This is a genomic window from Lysobacter sp. CC-YZS074 (assembly GCF_056739745.1).
The window spans coordinates 561,388-578,820 of the sequence record NZ_CP200301.1; the positions used below are offsets into that span (position 1 = coordinate 561,388).

Annotated in this window: 21 protein-coding genes and 1 tRNA gene; 18 read left to right on the top strand and 4 right to left on the bottom strand. The window is 70.1% G+C overall.

What is annotated here, in order from left to right; genetic code table 11:
- Positions 1–8: 8 nt before the first annotated feature.
- Together U8331_RS02360 and U8331_RS02365 are read right to left on the bottom strand one after the other, a co-directional pair.
- Positions 9–1,232 (bottom strand): PQQ-dependent sugar dehydrogenase, encoded by a 1,224-nt coding sequence (locus U8331_RS02360; RefSeq protein WP_481132036.1) that lies wholly within the window; start codon positions 1,230–1,232, stop codon positions 9–11.
- A gap of 10 nt (positions 1,233–1,242) precedes the next feature.
- A complete protein-coding gene (locus U8331_RS02365) occupies positions 1,243–1,740 on the bottom strand; it encodes a hypothetical protein (RefSeq protein ID WP_481132037.1) in 498 nt (165 codons plus the stop codon).
- A 189-nt stretch (positions 1,741–1,929) separates the two neighbouring features.
- Here U8331_RS02365 and U8331_RS02370 point away from each other — a divergent pair, with 189 nt between their 5' ends.
- The 12 genes from U8331_RS02370 to U8331_RS02425 all read left to right on the top strand — a co-directional run bounded on the left by U8331_RS02370 (position 1,930) and on the right by U8331_RS02425 (position 11,037).
- Positions 1,930–2,112: a CPXCG motif-containing cysteine-rich protein gene (locus U8331_RS02370; protein WP_481132038.1), complete on the top strand. Its 183-nt coding sequence runs from the start codon at positions 1,930–1,932 to the stop codon at positions 2,110–2,112.
- Positions 2,113–2,412: 300 nt separating this feature from the next.
- Complete coding sequence (locus U8331_RS02375) at positions 2,413–2,760, top strand: EF-hand domain-containing protein (protein WP_481132039.1); 348 nt, start codon at positions 2,413–2,415, stop codon at positions 2,758–2,760.
- 104 nt (positions 2,761–2,864) lie between these two features.
- The gene (locus tag U8331_RS02380) at positions 2,865–3,587 is read left to right on the top strand and encodes an HAD family hydrolase (protein WP_481132040.1); all 723 of its coding nucleotides are present in this window, start codon (positions 2,865–2,867) and stop codon (positions 3,585–3,587) included.
- 198 nt (positions 3,588–3,785) lie between these two features.
- Complete coding sequence (locus tag U8331_RS02385; protein WP_481132041.1) at positions 3,786–4,190, top strand: hypothetical protein; 405 nt, start codon at positions 3,786–3,788, stop codon at positions 4,188–4,190.
- Positions 4,191–4,308: 118 nt separating this feature from the next.
- Positions 4,309–4,752 (top strand): hypothetical protein, encoded by a 444-nt coding sequence (locus U8331_RS02390; RefSeq protein ID WP_481132042.1) that lies wholly within the window; start codon positions 4,309–4,311, stop codon positions 4,750–4,752.
- 99 nt (positions 4,753–4,851) lie between these two features.
- Complete coding sequence (locus U8331_RS02395; protein ID WP_481132043.1) at positions 4,852–5,658, top strand: hypothetical protein; 807 nt, start codon at positions 4,852–4,854, stop codon at positions 5,656–5,658.
- Between the two features lie 72 nt (positions 5,659–5,730).
- Positions 5,731–6,249, top strand: coding sequence for a GNAT family N-acetyltransferase (locus tag U8331_RS02400; protein WP_481132044.1), 519 nt, complete (start codon positions 5,731–5,733; stop codon positions 6,247–6,249).
- 31 nt (positions 6,250–6,280) lie between these two features.
- Positions 6,281–7,300: a tRNA dihydrouridine(20/20a) synthase DusA gene (gene dusA / locus U8331_RS02405; protein WP_481132045.1), complete on the top strand. Its 1,020-nt coding sequence runs from the start codon at positions 6,281–6,283 to the stop codon at positions 7,298–7,300.
- Positions 7,297–8,220, top strand: coding sequence for an arginine deiminase-related protein (locus tag U8331_RS02410; RefSeq protein WP_481132046.1), 924 nt, complete (start codon positions 7,297–7,299; stop codon positions 8,218–8,220). The genes dusA and U8331_RS02410 overlap by 4 nt, the downstream gene beginning before the upstream one ends.
- Positions 8,221–8,379: 159 nt before the next feature.
- Positions 8,380–8,754, top strand: coding sequence for a PepSY domain-containing protein (locus U8331_RS02415; RefSeq protein WP_481132047.1), 375 nt, complete (start codon positions 8,380–8,382; stop codon positions 8,752–8,754).
- 63 nt (positions 8,755–8,817) lie between these two features.
- On the top strand, positions 8,818–9,501 hold the full coding sequence (locus U8331_RS02420; RefSeq protein ID WP_481132048.1) for a response regulator transcription factor: 684 nt from the start codon (positions 8,818–8,820) through the stop codon (positions 9,499–9,501).
- A gap of 138 nt (positions 9,502–9,639) precedes the next feature.
- The gene (locus U8331_RS02425; protein ID WP_481132049.1) at positions 9,640–11,037 is read left to right on the top strand and encodes an ATP-binding protein; all 1,398 of its coding nucleotides are present in this window, start codon (positions 9,640–9,642) and stop codon (positions 11,035–11,037) included.
- 175 nt (positions 11,038–11,212) lie between these two features.
- Here U8331_RS02425 and U8331_RS02430 read toward each other — a convergent pair whose 3' ends face one another.
- Entirely contained in the window at positions 11,213–11,971 is a 759-nt protein-coding gene (locus tag U8331_RS02430; protein ID WP_481132050.1) for a M90 family metallopeptidase, read from the bottom strand.
- 24 nt (positions 11,972–11,995) lie between these two features.
- Positions 11,996–12,253: a hypothetical protein gene (locus U8331_RS02435; protein WP_481132051.1), complete on the bottom strand. Its 258-nt coding sequence runs from the start codon at positions 12,251–12,253 to the stop codon at positions 11,996–11,998.
- A gap of 193 nt (positions 12,254–12,446) precedes the next feature.
- On the opposite strand from U8331_RS02435, the gene birA reads away from it, so the two are divergent.
- From birA to U8331_RS02465, 6 genes are all read left to right on the top strand, one after another.
- Positions 12,447–13,460: a bifunctional biotin--[acetyl-CoA-carboxylase] ligase/biotin operon repressor BirA gene (gene birA, locus U8331_RS02440; RefSeq protein ID WP_481132052.1), complete on the top strand. Its 1,014-nt coding sequence runs from the start codon at positions 12,447–12,449 to the stop codon at positions 13,458–13,460.
- Positions 13,457–14,197, top strand: coding sequence for a type III pantothenate kinase (locus tag U8331_RS02445; protein ID WP_481132053.1), 741 nt, complete (start codon positions 13,457–13,459; stop codon positions 14,195–14,197). The genes birA and U8331_RS02445 overlap by 4 nt, the downstream gene beginning before the upstream one ends.
- 48 nt (positions 14,198–14,245) lie before the next feature.
- The gene (locus U8331_RS02450; protein WP_481132054.1) at positions 14,246–14,932 is read left to right on the top strand and encodes an SPOR domain-containing protein; all 687 of its coding nucleotides are present in this window, start codon (positions 14,246–14,248) and stop codon (positions 14,930–14,932) included.
- Positions 14,933–14,944: 12 nt separating this feature from the next.
- Positions 14,945–15,020, top strand: a tRNA-Thr gene (locus U8331_RS02455).
- Between the two features lie 175 nt (positions 15,021–15,195).
- Positions 15,196–16,428 (top strand): tyrosine-type recombinase/integrase, encoded by a 1,233-nt coding sequence (locus tag U8331_RS02460; protein ID WP_481132055.1) that lies wholly within the window; start codon positions 15,196–15,198, stop codon positions 16,426–16,428.
- 89 nt (positions 16,429–16,517) lie between these two features.
- Positions 16,518–17,369: a hypothetical protein gene (locus U8331_RS02465; protein ID WP_481132056.1), complete on the top strand. Its 852-nt coding sequence runs from the start codon at positions 16,518–16,520 to the stop codon at positions 17,367–17,369.
- Positions 17,370–17,433 lie beyond the last annotated feature (64 nt).

A 17,433-nucleotide genomic window follows, 5' to 3' on the forward strand; every position in this document is an offset into this window, starting at 1 on the left:
GACCCGGCTTACCCTGCCGGGCTCAGGCGCAGCAGACGGCCGCCTTCGCCGTCCTCCAACAGCCAGATGTCGCCGTCGGGACCCTGTTCGACTTCGCGGATCCGGTTGTCCATGTCGAAGCGCTCGGCCTCGCGTGCGCGGTCACCGTCGAACTCGACACGCACCAGTGCCTGCGACGACAGCCCGCCGATCAACGCGTCTCCGCGCCACTCGGGGAAGCGGTCGCCGTCGTAGAACACCAGCCCGGCGGGCGAGATGACCGGCGTCCAGGTGATTCGCGGCGCGTTGAACCGTGGCTGCGTGTCGTGGTCGGGGATCGGACGGCCGTCGTAGTGGTCACCGTTGGAAACGACCGGATAGCCGTAATTGCCGCCGCGCTCGATGCGGTTGAGCTCGTCGCCGCCGGCGGGGCCCATCTCGTGCTCCCACAGCTGGCCCTGCGCATCGAAGGCCAACCCGAGCGGGTTGCGGTGGCCGAGCGACCACACCTGCGCGGCGACGCCGCCCTGTTCGGCGAACGGGTTGTCGGCCGGCACGCTGCCGTCGTCGTTGAGGCGGATGACCTTGCCGAGGTTGGCCTGCATGTCCTGCGCGGGGTCGAACTTCTGCCGCTCGCCGGAGCTGATCCACAGATGGCCGTCGGGGCCGAAGGCGATGCGGTGGCCGAAGTGGCCGCGCCCGGCGACCTTGGGCACCTGCCGCCAGATCACTTCCAGGCCGGACAGGGTGCCGCCGCCGTTCCCGTCGGGCTCGAGGCGCGCGCGCGCGACTGCCGCGCCACGGGTGTCGCCGTCGCCGGCTTCCGCATAGCTCAGGTAGACCAGACCGTTGTCGGCGAACTCCGGGTGCAGTACGACGTCGCCCAGTCCGCCCTGGCCGCCGTGGTCGACCTCCGGCACGCCGGTGACCTCGCCCGCGGTGCCGCCGGGGGCGAGCAGCTTCAGCGCGCCGCCCTTCTCGGTCACCAGCAGCCGGCCGTCGGGCAGGAAGGTCATCCCCCACGGTTCGTCGAAGCGGGCGACCTCGGTGGCGGTGAATGGCCGGCCGTCCCCGCCCGGCGCGGCTCCACCCGCAGGGGCCGCAGGTTCGGCCTGCGCGGCGGCGGACGGCTCGGCCGCGTCGCCATTACCGGCGCTGCAGCCGGCGAGTACGGCGAGCAGGGCGGGGTAGAGCAGGCGCGCAGTCAGGACGCGCGGGGCGGTACCGGAAACGCGGCGATCGGGGACGGACATGGGACGGGCCTCATGACAGGGTCTTGGACGCCTCGAAAGGTAGCGGCGTCGCCCCCGCGCTGACAACGCGGGGCTCCACCATGGTCAGCAGGTCCTTGTCGCCATCGAGCACGACCAGAATGTTGCCGGCCTCGATCTCGTCGTGGAACTTGCGCCGGATCGGGTCCGGCAGCGAGGAGCCCATCAGCGCCGAGGCCCACGAGCCCACCGCGGCCCCCGCGATCGTGGCCGCGGCGGCGCCGGCCAGGGTGATGCCCAGGGGCGGGATCGCCACCGCGACCAGGCCCGCCAGCAGTCCGGCCCCGGCCCCGTAGCCGGCGCCACGGACCGCGGCCGGCACCATGTCGGTGTCGGCTTCCTTGCGCTCGTCCGGAATGCCGTCGACTTCGATGTCCGATCGGGCCACCAGCAGGATGTCCTCGTCGGGCACGCCGGCATCGCACGCGGCGTCGATGACGGCGCGGGCGGTCGGCAGGTCGGGGGTGCTGAAAACGTGTCGCAGCTTCATGGCGCGCTCCGGTGCGGTCGATGGCAGGCGGTCAGTGGCGGAACGCCCGATGCGGCGACGGAACGGTGGCGCCGGGTGGGCAGGGCGTCGGCGCCAGCTTTGCGCGGCCGCGGTGACACAGGCGTGAGGGCTGTCCTTGCGTTGACGCCGCCGTGGTTACCGTCGTGCGGCCAGCCGTGGAGATCCGCCATGTTGCCCAGCACCACCGTGCATTGCCCCTATTGCGGCGAGCCGATCGAGCTGCTGCTCGATGATTCGGTCGAGCACCAGCGCTATGTCGAGGACTGCGCGGTGTGCTGCCGCCCGATCGAAGTCACCGTGGCGGTGGAAGAAGGCACGCCCGCGGTCCGGGTCGCGGCGGAAAACGAGTGATCGCATCCGGGCCAACGCAGTGCGCGACGATCGCGGGCCGCGTCGGCGGATGAAGGTTCCGTTGCCGTTCAGCCTCGTTCACCGCTTACAGCACGCGCCGCAGGGCGGAAGTGCCCGGTTTTGTGGGGCCTGTTCAAAGGGGCTATCGCATCCGGTTTCCCGAGGGGTTAAGCCAACGTTTATTTAACAGCCGCGGGGCCGAATCGGTTCATTTCGGCCTCGGCAAGGTGCACGGGCGGCGACAACACAGAACAGACCGCACCACGCTTCTTTGCACCATCCGACTTCAGGAGATTCCCCATGAACAAGCTTTCCCGTCACTCGCTCCTCCTCGCCATCGCCGCCTCGCTGGCCATGCCGGCTGCGTTCGCCCAGGACGCCACCACCGGCGAGGCGACCGAAGCCGAGGCCGCGATGCAGTCGGCCACGCCGGCCGAGGCTGCACCGGTGAAGAAGAGCTGGAACGACGTCGACCTCGACAAGGACGGCGCCCTGAGCCAGACCGAGGCCGCCGCGGTCCCGGCGCTCGGCCAGGTGTTCACCGAAGCCGACGTCGATGCCGACGGCTCGCTTACCGCCGAGGAGTACCAGGCCTACGTCGCCAAGGTGCAGGCCGGTGGCGGCGCCGCGACCGGCGCAACCGAGTAACCCGCGTTCCGCGACGTTGCACGGGAGGGCGGCCACGGCCGCCCTCTTCTTTTACCGAGTGCTGTTTCATGGCCCGCCGCGGCGGTGGCCGGCATACTGCCGCGATGGAATCGATCGCGATGGTCGGCTTCGATGCCGACGACACCCTCTGGCGCAGCCAGGATTACTTCGACGCCGCCCAGCTCGAGTTCGAGCGCATCCTCGGCCGCTACATCGACCTGGCCGACGCGCGGGTGCACGAGCGGCTGTACGAAGTCGAGACCGGCAACATCGCGGTGTTCGGCTACGGCGTCAAAGGCATGGTGCTGTCGATGATCGAGGCGGCCGTCGAGCTGACCGCCGAGCGCATCAGCGCGAGTGACCTGCACCGCATCGTCGGCCTCGGCAAGGAACTGCTGCGCCATCCGGTGGAGTTGCTGCCCGGGGTGCGCGAAGCGGTCGAGACCATCGCGCGTGACTTCGAGGTGGTGCTGATCACCAAGGGCGACCTGTTCCACCAGGAAGCCAAGGTGCGAGATTGCGGCCTGGCGGGACTGTTCCGCCGGATCGAGATCGTCAGCGAGAAGGATCCGGCGACCTACGCGCGGCTGCTGGAGGAGTTCGAGCTGCCGGCGCAGCGCTTCGTGATGATCGGCAATTCGCTGCGTTCGGACATCGCTCCCGTGCTCGCCCTCGGCGGCTGGGGTATCCACGTGCCGTACCACACCACATGGGCGCACGAGACCGTGGCCGCCGTGCCGGTCGACGAGCCGCGACTGCGTACGGTGGCCACCGCCGGCGAGCTGCCCGCCGCGGTCGCCGAGCTGGCGGCGCAGGCCCGAACCTGAGCGGCACCCGACCGGTGGAAGGCGTGACGGTCGCGTCAGCGGAATATTAAAAAACGGTTCACCCGGGCCCCGGCATGGTCGATCCGTGCCCGCCGCCGCGGGCGAACCGAGGACCGCACCATGCCCACCGCCGCGACATCGCCTTTCCCCCGCTGGCTCGCTCCGGTCGTTTTCGCCGTCGGCCTCGGCATGGCCGCCATGGCGCCCGCCCCCGCTCGGGCCCAGAGTGGCGACGACCTGGTGCGGGTACTGGTCGACGTGGCCGACGTGATGTTCCGCAGCGGCCAGCCGTACTACCGGCACGGCCACTACGGCCACAACGACCGCCTGATCGTCGTACGCGACCGCTACGGCCGGCCGACCTACTACCGCCGCGTGGCGCGCAGCTACCGGCCCGGCCCCCCGTACGGCGTGGCGCACGGCTACTACCGCAACGGTCCGGGCAACACCCGGGTGAACTGCAACCACAACGGCAAGTGCAAGGTGCGTGGCTCGTACTACGACGCGCGCTATGACCGCGATCGCTACGACCGCCGCGACCGCCGCTGGGACCGCGACGACCGCCGTCGCTGGGAAGCGCGGCGCTGGCGCGACCACGACTGATCATCCCGCCCGATACCACCCCGACGGCATCGCACACGCGGTGCCGTTTCGTCATGGCGGTGTGCGGCGACCGCCGTTCGGGTAGCCTGCCGGCTTCGTTCCCTCGCGAGTCGACGCCATGCATTCCCGGCATGTCCTGCTGTTCCCGATCCTGGCCGCGGCCGGCCTCGCCATGACCGCTTCTCCGGCCCGTGCGGCCGATCCGATCGACTGCAAGCTCAGCTTCGACCTGTCGGGCTGGTCGGTGTTCTACAAGACCGGTTCGGGCAACGGTACGGTCACCTGCGACAACGGCCAGAGCATGGCGGTGAAGATCGAAACCAAGGGCGGCGGCCTGAGTTTCGGCAAGACCCGCATCGAGGACGGCATCGGCGAGTTTTCCGGCATTCGCCACATCGACGATGTGCTGGGCACCTATGCCACCGCCGAGGCACACGCCAGCGCCGGCCGGTCGAGCAAGGCCCAGGTGATGACCAAGGGGGACGTGTCGCTGGCGCTTGCCGGCAAGGGCGAAGGCTGGAGCCTCGGAGTGGCGTTCGGCAAGTTCGTGATCTCCCGCTGAAGCCGGTCGGCCCGGAGCGGTCGATTTCAGAACGCATTCACCCCGACGCCGCGAGCATCCATCGTCGACCTGTCGCACCAAGCAACGGAGGAACACGCCATGGGTTCCATGAACACCAGGTTCCGCATCTTCTCGCTGGCCACCGCGTTGGCCGCGACACTGGGCGCGGGCACCGCGTCCGCCCAGACCGTCAGCTGGGACCCGCGCACCGGCGATGTGTGGGTGGACACCTGGCTGGGCGACGTGAACCGCTACGGCACCCGCTACCAGCAGCCGTTCGTCGACGAGATGGTGCGCTACTACGGCGCGCCGCGTGACCTGGTCACCACGCTGCTGGGCGAGCGCGGCTGGGCGGCGGGCGACGTCTATTACGCCTGCGCGATCGCGCAGCTCATCGGCCGGCCGTGCCGCTACGTCGCCGACCAGTGGCAGGACAACCGCGGCGAAGGTTGGGGTGCGCTGGCCCAGCGCCTGGGTATCAAGCCGGGGTCTCCGGAGTTCCACCGGCTCAAGAACGGGCTGGTGTCGAGTTACGACCGCTGGGGACGGCCGATCCGGATCGACGAGGACCTGTACGACGACTACCCGGAACGCGCGCGGCTGATCCTCGAGCGGGACGACCGCGATGGCCCGCGCCGCCAGGTCCGGAGCAACCGGGCCGGCGACAACAGCCACGCGGCGTCGCCGAGCCGTGGCAACCCCGGCAGCGGCAACGGCAACGGCAACGCCCGCGCCGGCCGTGGCAACGATGAAGCCGGCGACCGTGGCCGCGGCCATGGTGGCAACGAGGGGCAGGGCCGGGGCAACGAGGGCAAGGGCCATCGCGGCAACAACGGCAAGGGCAACAGCAACAAGGGCAACAACGGCAAAGGCAACGGCAATAACGGAAACGGCAGGAACGGCTGACGCCCGCGCGTGCCGACGGCATGCCGCGGCCGCGCGCTGCATCGGGATCGACGCCGCTCCTATCATTGCCGCATGGACAATGCCGCCCCCGATCCCGCCCACGGTATCCGCGTCGTCGAGTTCGCGCCCCGCTGGCGCGACGACTTCGCCCGCCTCAATCTCGAATGGCTGGAACGCTGGTTCACGGTCGAACCGGTGGACCGCGAAGTGCTCTCCCACCCGGAGGTGCACCTGCTGGCGAACGGCGGCCGGATCCTGTTCGCGATATCCACCGGCCCGGACGGTACCGAGCGCGCGGTCGGCACGGTGGCGTTGTTGCACGAAGGCGACGGTGTCTACGAATTGACCAAGATGGCGGTGGCGCCGGAGATGCGTGGCGGCGGTGTCGGCCGCCGGCTGATGCGGGCCGCGCTGGACACCTTCCGCGCGCTGCAGGGGCGCGAACTCTTCCTCGAATCCAGCCGCAAGCTGGGCCCGGCGCTGGCGCTGTACGAGAGCGTCGGCTTCGTCCACCACCCGGCCCCCCGGCCGGGCTCGCACTACGCGCGTGCCGACGTCTACATGGTGTGGGCACCGCCGGCCGGTGCCTGAGGCGAAGCCCGCCCGTCCGTACAATGACGCGATGACTGTTTCGCCCGCCATTCCGCCCGACCGGCTGCGCCTGTCCGTCGCCCCGATGATGGACTGGACCGACACCCACTGCCGGGTGTTCCACCGGCTGCTGGCGCCGCACGCGCGCCTGTACACCGAGATGGTCCACGCCAACGCGGTGATCCGCGGCGACCGCGCGCGGCTGCTGGCGCTCGATCCGGTCGAGCACCCGGTGGCGCTGCAGCTCGGCGGCAGCGAGCCGGCACTGCTCGCCCGGGCGGCGAGGATTGGCGCCGACACCGGCTTCGACGAGATCAACCTCAACTGCGGCTGCCCGTCCGACCGGGTGCAGGCGGGACGCTTCGGCGCTTGCCTGATGCGGGAGCCGGCGCTGGTGGCCGAATCGGTCGCGGCGATGGTGGCCGCGTGCGATGTGCCGGTGACGGTGAAGTGCCGCCTGGGCGTCGACGACGACCACGACTACGACAGGTTCCGCGCCTTCATCGATACCGTGGCGGACGCCGGCTGCCGGATGTTCGTGGTCCACGCGCGCAACGCCTGGCTGCAGGGGCTGAGCCCGAAGGAGAACCGCGAGGTGCCGCCGCTGCGCTACGACTGGGCCTACCGGCTCAAGCGCGAGCGTCCCGACCTGCAGGTGGTCGTCAACGGCGGGATTGCCGATCAGGTCGAGGCGACCGCGCATCTCGACCACGTCGATGGCGCGATGCTCGGCCGCGCGGCGTACCACGATCCCTACCTGCTGCACCGGCTCGATGTCGCGTGGTTCGGCGGCGACGCGGGCACCGGCCTGCGCAGCCGTGGCGAGCTGTTGCGCGCGCTGCGGCCGTATGTCGAAAGCCAGCTCGCGCGTGGCGTCTACCTCAAGCACATCACCCGCCACCTGCTGGGCCTGTTCGCCGGCGAGCGTGGCGGCCGGGCGTTCCGCCAGGTGCTCAGCGAAGGTGCGCACCGGCCGGGGGCCGACTGGTCGCTGGTCGAACGCGCGCTGCAGGTGACGGAGTCCTTCCAGTCCCGGGCCGACGCGGCATGATCAACCGGGCCATCACCCGCGACGCCGGCGCCTTCCTCAACCTCGCCCGTGGGGTCGCGCCGGACTTCGGGCCGGCCACTGCGCGGGCGGCGTTCCTGGTCGCGCCCGACGGCTTCCGCCTGGCCGAGCAGTCGGCGTCGGACAACCGCTACATGGCCGGTGCCACCGGGTTCGATGCGGTCCGCGCCTCGGCCGAGCACCGCCACCTGCATCGCGCGATCGCGCAGGTGCTGCCGGCGGTGTGCTTCGCCGGTGACCCGGACACCCCCGACGCGTTGTTCCCCAACAACGTGTTCGCCACCGCCGCCGGCCGCTACGTGGTGGGCCGCATGCGCCATCCGGTGCGCCAGCGCGAAGCCGCGCGCAAGGACATCCGCGGCTTCCTGGGCGGCGTGCTCGACTACGCCGAGATCGATCTCTCCGGCCAACCGCACCCGTGCGAGCTGACCGGTTCACTGGTGATCGACCGCGCCCGCGGCCTCGGTTTCGCCGGCCTGTCGGAACGCTGCGACGAGGAGGGCGCGCGGCTGATGCATGACGCCTTCGACCTGCGTGCGACCCTGATGTTCGACCTGGCGGCGGGCGAATACCACACCAACGTGGTGCTCGCGGTGCTGGCCGGCCGGGCCGCGCTCCTGTGCCCGCGCGGGTTTGCCGACCCGGCGGTGGTGGACGCGATCGCCGCGCTTTATGCACCGCACGCCATCGTGCTGTCACCGGCCGAGCATGCGGCGTTCGCCGGGAATGCCATCGCCCTGTCGGAGGACACGGTGTGGATGAGCGAAGGCGCCGGACAGGCGCTGGGGGACGACACGCGCGGCGCACTGGCCGCGGCAGGGTTCGGCCTGCGTACAGTGGGACTGGAAGCGCTCGAAGCCGCCGGCGGTTCACTGCGCTGCTGCATCGGCGAGATCTACTGACGCGGTTGTCAGCCGTCCCGCGGTGGGGCAACGTGTCGGGCCTGAACGCTGCCCGGGATGTGAAGAAAAAGTTCAGATCGGATTCACCGCCCCGTTCCAAGAATGCCCGCATCACCGCCGCGTCCTGCGTGCGGCGCAGATGTATTCCCTGGAGTGTCCATGCCCAGCCGTCCCGCCACCATCGCCCTGTCCGTCGTGCTGCTGTCGGTCACCGTGACCGCGGCCGGCGACGCGACGGCGCAGCGTACGCGGGACAAGTCGCGCGAATCGCACCGCGACCTGGTGGAGCGCCGGGTCGACCGCAGCCACGCCGGTCATCGCGCCGAGCGCGACGCCGACCACCGCGCGCTGTCGGCCGCGGTTCGCCGGGTCGAGCGCCGCACCGGCGCGCAGGTGCTCAGCGCTGAACGGGTGCCGTACGATGGACGGGACATCAACCGGATCAAGGTGGTCGACGCCAGCGGCCGGGTCCGGGTGTATGTCGACGATGCCGCGGCGCGGGCGCCTGCCCGTACACGCGGCGACGACAACTGAACGTCCAACCTTCAGTCAACGGCCCCTGTTCAGGGCTGCCGGCCGACCCGTAAAGGAGTACCCATGCGAATCCTGCTGGTGGAAGACGAGGCACCGCTGCGCGAAACGCTCGCAGCGCGGCTCAAGCGCGAAGGCTTCGCGGTCGACGCGGCGCAGGATGGCGAAGAAGGGCTGTACATGGGGCGCGAGGTGCCGTTCGACCTGGGCATCATCGACCTGGGCCTGCCGAAGATGTCCGGCATGGAGCTGATCAAGGCGCTGCGCGAGGAGGGCAAGAAGTTCCCGGTGCTCATCCTCACCGCGCGCTCGAGCTGGCAGGACAAGGTCGAGGGCCTGAAGCAGGGCGCCGACGATTACCTGGTCAAGCCGTTCCATGTCGAGGAACTGCTGGCCCGGCTCAATGCGCTGGTCCGCCGCGCGGCCGGATGGAGCAAGCCGTCGCTCGAATGCGGGCCGGTCACGCTGGACCTGGCCGCGCAGACGGTCAGCGTCAACGACAGCAATGTCGACCTCACCAGCTACGAGTACAAGGTGCTCGAGTACCTGATGATGCACGCCGGCGAACTGGTGTCGAAGGCCGACCTCACCGAGCACATCTACCAGCAGGACTTCGATCGCGACTCCAACGTGCTCGAGGTGTTCATCGGCCGGCTGCGCAAGAAGCTCGACCCCGACGGCACGCTCAAGCCGATCGAAACCGTGCGTGGCCGCGGCTACCGGTTCGCGATCCCGCGCAGCGGCGAGTAGGCCGCGCACCATCAACGGCATGGCCGCCACGCGCGGCCGCCCGCACTCGCGCCGGCGTGCCGTCCTTTGTAACCTGCCGCGCATGTCCGACTCCGCCGCGCCCTTTTTCGACACTCCGGTCGCGGCGGTCCGCGCGCGATGAGGTGGGGACGGCCACGTTCGCTGCAGGCCCGGCAGGTGCTCGCCGCCAGCCTCGGCCTGATCGCGTTCCTCGCGCTCGCCGGCTATGCGCTCGACCGGGCGTTCCTCGACACCGCCGAAAGCAACCTCAGGCAGCGCCTGCGCAGCTACGCGCTGGCCTATGCCGACAGCGAGTTCGCCCGCGACGGCACCTTCATCCCGCCGTACACCTCGCCCGATCCGCGCTTCGACCGGCCCGGCAGCGGGCTGTATGCCGAGGTGGTGCTCGATGACGGCCAGCACTGGGACTCCGCATCGTCCGTGGGCCCGGTGCTGCCGCCGGCGCAGATGCTGGAAGCGCGCGAGGAAGTGTTCGAACGCCGCCTGCCCATCACCGAGATCAGCGGCGATGTCGGCGAGGTGTACCGCTACGGGCGTGGACTGATCTACGCCAGTGGCGATGATCCGTCGGCCGAGGTGCCCTACACCGTCTACATCCTCGAGGACACGACCGCGCTGAGCCGGCAGGTCGAGGTGTTCCGCGAGGCGCTGTGGCGCTATCTCGGCGGTGCCGGCCTGATCCTGCTGCTGTTGCAGGCGGTGATCCTGCGCTGGAGCCTGTTGCCGCTGAGGCGGGTGATCGAGGAGCTCAAGCGGGTCCAGCGCGGCGTGGCCTCGCGCATGAGCGAGCGCCACCCGCGCGAGCTCGAGCCGCTGGCCGAGAGCATCAACGCCTTCATCGAGAGCGAGCGCGAAAACCTCGACCAGCAGCGCAACACCCTCGCCGACCTCGCCCACAGCCTGAAAACGCCGCTGGCGGTGCTGCGCGCGCGCCTCGACGACAAGGTGCCCGAAGCCGAGCTGCGCGAGGACGTCGACCTGCAGTTGCGGCGCATGAACGACCTGGTCTCGTACCAGCTCGCGCGCGCCGCCTCGGGTGGCCACGCGCTGTTCTCGGCACCGGTCGACATCGAGCCGCACGCCGAGCAGCTGGTGCGCAGCCTGGAGAAGGTCTACGCCAGCAAGGGCGTGCTGTGCGAGTTCGACATCGCCGAGGGCGCGCAGTTCATCGGCGAACCCGGCGACCTGCAGGAACTGCTTGGCAACCTCCTCGAGAACGCGTTCAAGTGGGCGAAGTCGCGCGTGCTGCTGACCGTCAAGCCCGGGGAGACCGCGCCCAACCGCCGGCCGGGGCTGCTGCTGGCGGTGGACGACGACGGCCCCGGCATCCCGCCGGACAAGGTGGCGCTGGTGCTGCAGCGTGGCGTGCGCGGCGACGAGCGCGTGCAGGGCCACGGCATCGGCCTGGCGATCGTGCAGGACATCGTGCGGGCCTACCGCGGCACGCTCGACGTGCGTGCCTCCGACGAGCTGGGCGGCGCCCGCTTCGAAGTGCAGTTGCCGCCGCGGCTGTAAGCCGGCGCCGAAATTTTCCGGGGTTACGCGCAGGCTTCGTGCGGAGGGACGTAGTGGCGGTTCGTGCGGGTGAGGCGCACGGTTGCCCGAGGAGCGGCTTTGGCTGCGATCGGGGTCGGCACGGGTGGACGATTCCACGATCGCGGCTGAAGCCGCTCCTACAGGGGCCCCTCGATCAGCGGTTCGCGAATGGCGAGGGGCCGTACAGCCGTTCCAGGTGGGCGGCCACGACCGGCATCGCCGAACGCAGCGTCGCCGGGTCGCTGAAGTGGTACTCGGTCGCCACGGCGAAGAATTCCTCCGGGGCTTCGGCCGCGTAGGCGTCGACGGCGGTGTCGATCCCCGCCTCGACCTGTTCGACCAGGGCGTCGTAGGCACGCTGGAAATCGCGCGCCCACGCCCGTTGCCAGTCGCGCGGCAGCGGCGGGGTGCCATCCAGCACGCCGTCGAGCACGTCGAGCTTGTGGGCGATCTCGTGCGCGGCCACGCAGAAGCCGGCGTCCGGGTCGGCGCAGTCGGCCTGCACGTCCGCCCACGACAGGATCACCGGGCCGGCATCCCAGGCTTCCCCGATCAGCTCGTCGTGCCATTCGTGCAGCACGCCGGCCGCGTCGACGTGGCTGCGCTGCACGCGGAATGCATCGGGGTAAACGATCAGCTGCGACCAGCCGTGCAGCCCCTGCTCGCCGAATTCGAGCAGCGGCAGGCAGCACAGCGCCGCCAGCATGCAGCGCTGGCGGGCGTCGAGGTGCAGATCGCCGATCGGGGTGATCGCCTTGCGCTGGAGAAACAGTGCGGCCAGCGCCTGCAGGCGCGCGTCGCGGTCGCGGTCGAGCGCTGCCACCCAAGGCAACGCCTGGCGGAGGTCATGCCAGAGCGTGGGGTCGATCGGGTCAGGGGCCGGGCGCCACCACCGGCGCAGCAGGTCGAGCAAGGGCGAACCAGGCGGGCGTCCGGCTCAGCGGAACATGCCGGGCAGGAAGCTGTGCCAGCGTGGCGAGCTGAGGCGGCCGGGTGCGTCACTGTGCACGCTGGGCTTGATCCGGGTTTCGGCGGCCGGGCCGGCGGCCGGGGTCGCGCTGACCGGCGCCTTTTTGGCGGTGGCGACGGCCTGCTCCGAGCAGCCACCGCCGTTGGGCGAGCTCATCTTGACCTCGCGTGCGGCCGCGCCGGCACTGAGCAGGACGAACACCAGGCAGAGGCAGAGTCGCAGCATGGAGACCTCGCGATGCCGGGGGCGGCGCTCCCGGCCAGTTCCCGACTATAACGCGATTCCGCGCCCGTCGTGGCTGGGGTGCTGCGTCGCAGCAACGGCGTGCCCGGAACCGGGTCGCGCATAATCGGGCGATGCCACGAAACCGCCATCCCGCCACGTCCCTCCTTGTCCGCCGCGTCCCGGGGGCGGGCTGATGGACGAGCGCGAACTGCTGGCACGGCTGATCGAAGGCCCGGTGTCCGGCGACGCCCTGGCCCGCGCCAGTGGCCAGACCCGCACCGCGGTATGGAAGCGGATCGAGGCGCTGCGCGAGGCCGGAGTACCGATCGAGGCCCAAGCCGGGCGCGGCTATGCGCTGTTGCAGCCCTTCGACCTGCTCGACAGCGATGCGATCGCCGCCCGCCTCCCCCCGCAGGTGCGGGCGCGGACCGCGGCACTGGAAGTGGCCTGGACCCTGGATTCGACCAACAGCGAGCTGCTGCGGCGCAGCGGCAACGGTGATGGCACCGCCGTCGTGCTGCTGGCCGAACGCCAGACCGGCGGACGCGGCCGCCGCGGGCGCGAATGGGCCTCGCCGCTGGCGGCGCACGTCTACCTGTCGCTGGCGCGCAGCTTCGCCGGTGGACTGTCGCGGCTCGGAGGACTCAGCCTGGTCGCTGGCATCGCCACGGTGGAAGCCCTGCACGGGCTCGGATTCGACGCGGTGCGCCTGAAGTGGCCGAACGACCTGGTGGTGGTCGGCGACGGTGGAGACCTGCGCAAGCTCGGCGGACTGCTGGTCGAAGGCGGTGGCGAACACGCCGGGCCGGTGCGCGCGGTGATCGGTCTCGGACTCAACGTCCGCATGCCGGACGCGTTCGCCGCTCGCATCGACCAGCCCTGGTGCGACCTGGACACGCTGGCCACGACGGGCGAACCCCGGCTGCCGTCGCGCAACGAACTGGCGGCGGCGCTGCTGGCGCGCTGGGTACCGGCGCTGGATGAATTCGATGCGGTGGGGCTGGCGCCGTTCCTTTCCCGCTACGCCCCGCTGGATGCGCTGGCGGGGCAGGCCGTCGACGTGCAGGGCGCGCAGGACCGGACCGCCGGCACGGTGCTCGGGCTGGCCGACGATGGCGCGCTGCGGGTGCGGCTGGAGAACGGCGGCGAGCGGCGCTTCCATTCCGGCGAAGTCAGCGTGCGGCGCGCTGCCGGGGCCGGCACATGACGGCCTGGCTGTTCGACCTGGGCAACACCCGGCTCAAGGCAGCGCCACTGGCCGCGGACGGAAGTCCCGGCGAGGTGATGTCGGTGGCCCACCGCGATGCCGGTTGGGCCGGCGCCCTGGACGACCTGCTCCCGCAGCGGATCGACACTGCCTACGTCGCCAGCGTGGCCGGCGACACGCCGCGGACGGCGTTGCTGCAGGCGCTGACGGCGCGTTGCCGGCGCATCTCGATGGCCCGGACCACGCGTGGCTGGCGGGGCCTGCGGATCGCCTACGTGCAACCGGCGCGGCTCGGCGTCGACCGTTTCCTGGCCCTGCTCGGCCAGCACGCGACCGGCGAGGGCGCGGCGCTGGTCTGCGGCGTGGGCACCGCATTGACGCTGGACCTGCTCGACGACGGGGGACGGCACCTCGGCGGACGCATCGCCCCCTCACCCACCCTGATGCGCGAGGCCCTGCACGCCCGCGCCGCGCAACTGCCGGTGGACGGCGGCGAGTACCGCGAGTTCGCCGACGACACCGCCGACGCCCTCGCTTCGGGCTGCGACGGGGCCGCGCTGGGCCTGATCGGGGACAGCCTCGACGCCGCCACGCGCGCGTTGGGAACGACGCCGCGCCTGGTGCTGCACGGCGGTGGGGCGCAGGCCCTGGCGCCGCACCTGCCCGCGGCGACACTCAAGCCGCACCTGGTGCTGGAGGGGCTCGCGCAATGGGCCACGGTCGACGCCGCGCCATGAACTCCGGCGCGGATGCGTCGGCGTGGACGGCCTGACTACAATCCCGCCATGCTGATCCGCGCGCTGATCGTCCTGCTGCTGGTACTCAACCTGGGGGTGGCGCTGTGGTGGGCGATGCGCCCGGCGCCGTTGGCGCCTCGTGTCGACACGCTACCGGCCGGTGTCGCCCGCCTGCAACTGGTGTCCGAGCAGGCGGTTGCGGTGGCGCGGGAACCCGCCGCCGCGATGGCGACGGTCGACCATTGCGTGCGCTTCGGGCCGTTTGCCGAGGCCGCGGCAGCGGACGCGGCGCAGGCGCGACTGCGCCCGCAGGCGGTGCAGGTGCGGGGATATCGCGACTACGCTGGCAGCGCCCGCAGCTGGAAGGTGCTGCTGCCCGCAGCCAGCATGGAAGCCGCCGAGGCCGCCGCCGCCGGCATCGCCGCCGCCGGTTTCCGCGACTGGTTCGTGATCCGCGAGGGCGAGGACGCACGATCGGTTGCGCTCGGCCTGTACCGCAACGAGAACGCCGCGCGCGAACGCGTGCAGGCGCTGCAGGAAGCCGGCTTCGCCGCCGAGCAGGTCCCGGTGGGCGCGGGTCCGGCACGGTACTGGGTGGATGCCGCCGTGGCCGAGGGATTCGACGCCGCCGCGGCACAGGCCCGGATCGCGGCGGCCGGCCACGAACCACTGGGCTGCGACGGGTTCGAGGCGGTCGCGTCCCCGCCACGCGGAGGCCAGGGCGGCTCACGTTAGAATGGGCGTTTCGCCGGCTTAGCTCAGTTGGTAGAGCAACCGCCTTGTAAGCGGTAGGTCGTCAGTTCGATTCTGACAGCCGGCACCATAGACCGGTTTCAGGTAGTCCCCGGAAGGTCCGAAATCAAGCTGAAAGCCCGCTACGGCGGGTTTTTTTGTGCCCGCATGGTTCCGGGGCGTCCCGTTGCATCCGGGGGCACATGGGGGCACATTAGGGGGCACATGGGCGAAATGCCCCCATCCGATAGCGGAGATGCCCCCAGATGGCCAGCGACACCGGCACCCTGACCGCAACGGCGATCCGCAACGCCAAGCCGGGCGACAAGGCCCGCAAGCTGTTTGACGGCGGCGGCCTCTATCTGGAAATCACCCCTGCCGGTGGGCGCTACTGGCGGATGAAATACCGCCATGCCGGCAAGGAAAAGCGGCTGGCGCTTGGCGTCTATCCCGAGGTCACGCTGGCCGAGGCCCGACGGAAGCGGGATGCAGCGCGCGCCACCGTGCGGGATGGGCGCGACCCGTCGGCCGAGCGCAAGGCCGGCAAGGTCCGGGCGAAGCTGTCCAGCGCCGAGACCTTCGAGGCCATCGGCCGCGAATGGCTGGAGACCCAGCGCGCCAAGCTGGCCCCTTCCACCTTCGTGAAGTCGGAATGGATGCTGGTCGACAACGTCTTTCCGTGGATTGGCTCGCTGCCTATTGCCGAGATAGACGCGCCGACCCTGTTGGCCACCTTGCGGCGGATCGAGGCCCGAGGGGCGAACGAAACCGCCCACCGGACAAAGGAAAAGTGCGGGCAGGTGTTCCGCTACGCCATCGCCACCGGCCGCGCGACCCGCGACCCGTCGGCGGACCTGCGCGGGGCACTGGCCCCCATCGTGCGCACGTCGCGCGCTGCAATCACCGACCCGGCATTGATGGGCGACCTGTTGCGCGCGTTGGACGGCTACACCGGCCAGTTTGCGACCCGCTGCGCCCTGCGCCTGGCCCCCTACCTGTTCGTGCGGCCGGGCGAGTTGCGCCATGCCGAATGGAGCGAGATGGACCTAGACGGCGCGCTGTGGCGCATCCCGGCGCACAAGATGAAGGTGCGCGAGGCGCACGTCGTCCCGCTGGCCCCGCAAGCCGTGGCGATCCTGCGCGAGCTTCACCCGCTTACCGGACGCGGCCGCTACCTGTTCCCCAGCCTGCGGACGCCGGCCGAGCCGATGAGCGAGAACACGGTGAACGCGGCGCTGCGCCGCATGGGCTATGACAAGCACACCATGACCGGCCACGGCTTCCGCGCGATGGCCTCCACGCGACTCAACGAAATGGGGTGGGCGCCCGACGTGATCGAGCGCCAGCTGGCGCACGCCGAGCGGAACAAGGTGCGGGCCGCATACAACCGCGCGCAATACCTCGCGGAACGGCAGAAGATGATGGCCGCATGGGCCGACTACTTGGATACGCTGCGGGTTGGCGCCGGTAAGGTTGTGGCGTTCAAGCGCAAGGCATGACGTAACAGCCGCGCCTAGCCCGACGGGGCGAAAACGCCGTGACCCTGCGGCGCTGGCGCGGCGACCCTACAGGGGCGCGAGGGTGCGCAATGCCTTATGAGAATCGTATCTATCTGAACTGGGATGAGGCGGCGGAGGTCTTAGGAACGGATCGCGAAGGGCTTCGTCAACTAATGCTTTATCGCCTCAGTCCCGACGTGCCGATTGAAGGACATGCGTGGTTGCCGGTCGTGATGACGACCAATCGAGACGGCTTCCTCACTTCCCTCCAGTATGACAAGTGGGGAGTTCAGGCCGAATTCTCTTGGAACAGTCGCGATAGCTACTACCGGCAGTGCGAGGGAAGGCAAACACTCTCATTCTCCGATGGGACGGAGCTTGAGCTTTTTGGCGACTTGGATGGCGACGGCTGGGAGCCGGATCACGATCACGGTACCGGATGGGGCCACACCTTTGTTGTGTGGGGGAAGCATCTGACGGTTGGACCGGCAAGCGTACGGCGGGCGTGCGAAAGCGGCGGTCACATTGGGGGACTTGCGATCGCGCCAAGGGGCTGGTGCGAACAGGGATTTCCTGAGCAGCGATGCTTCGTCGTGGTCTCTAGTACCAACACCCTATTCGCGCAGCAGCCGGAGAACTTGTTTGACGCTGCAAAGTTCCTACGGGAGGACGTTGTACGCATCGCAGATGAGTTGAAGGGGGACCATAAAGCCTCACAGCGGGCATCCTCAGAAATCCGATCGGATCGTGAAGAAACCTTGCTGCGTGTGATCGCTGGTCTATGGGCGTTCTCCGACTTACCCCGTGAACACAATACGGCAGCTGACCGCCTTTCCGCGTTGTTCGACAGTTGGCAGTGGGACAAGCCGGCGAAGTCAACAATCGCTGACACGGTGTTAAAAAGAGCGGCGAAAATTCCCGGCGCCCGCGTCCGATCTTAGGACGGACCCGTCCGAAGTTAGGACATTACGGCGGCCGAAATCTTGAGTATTCCGACGCAAGCCC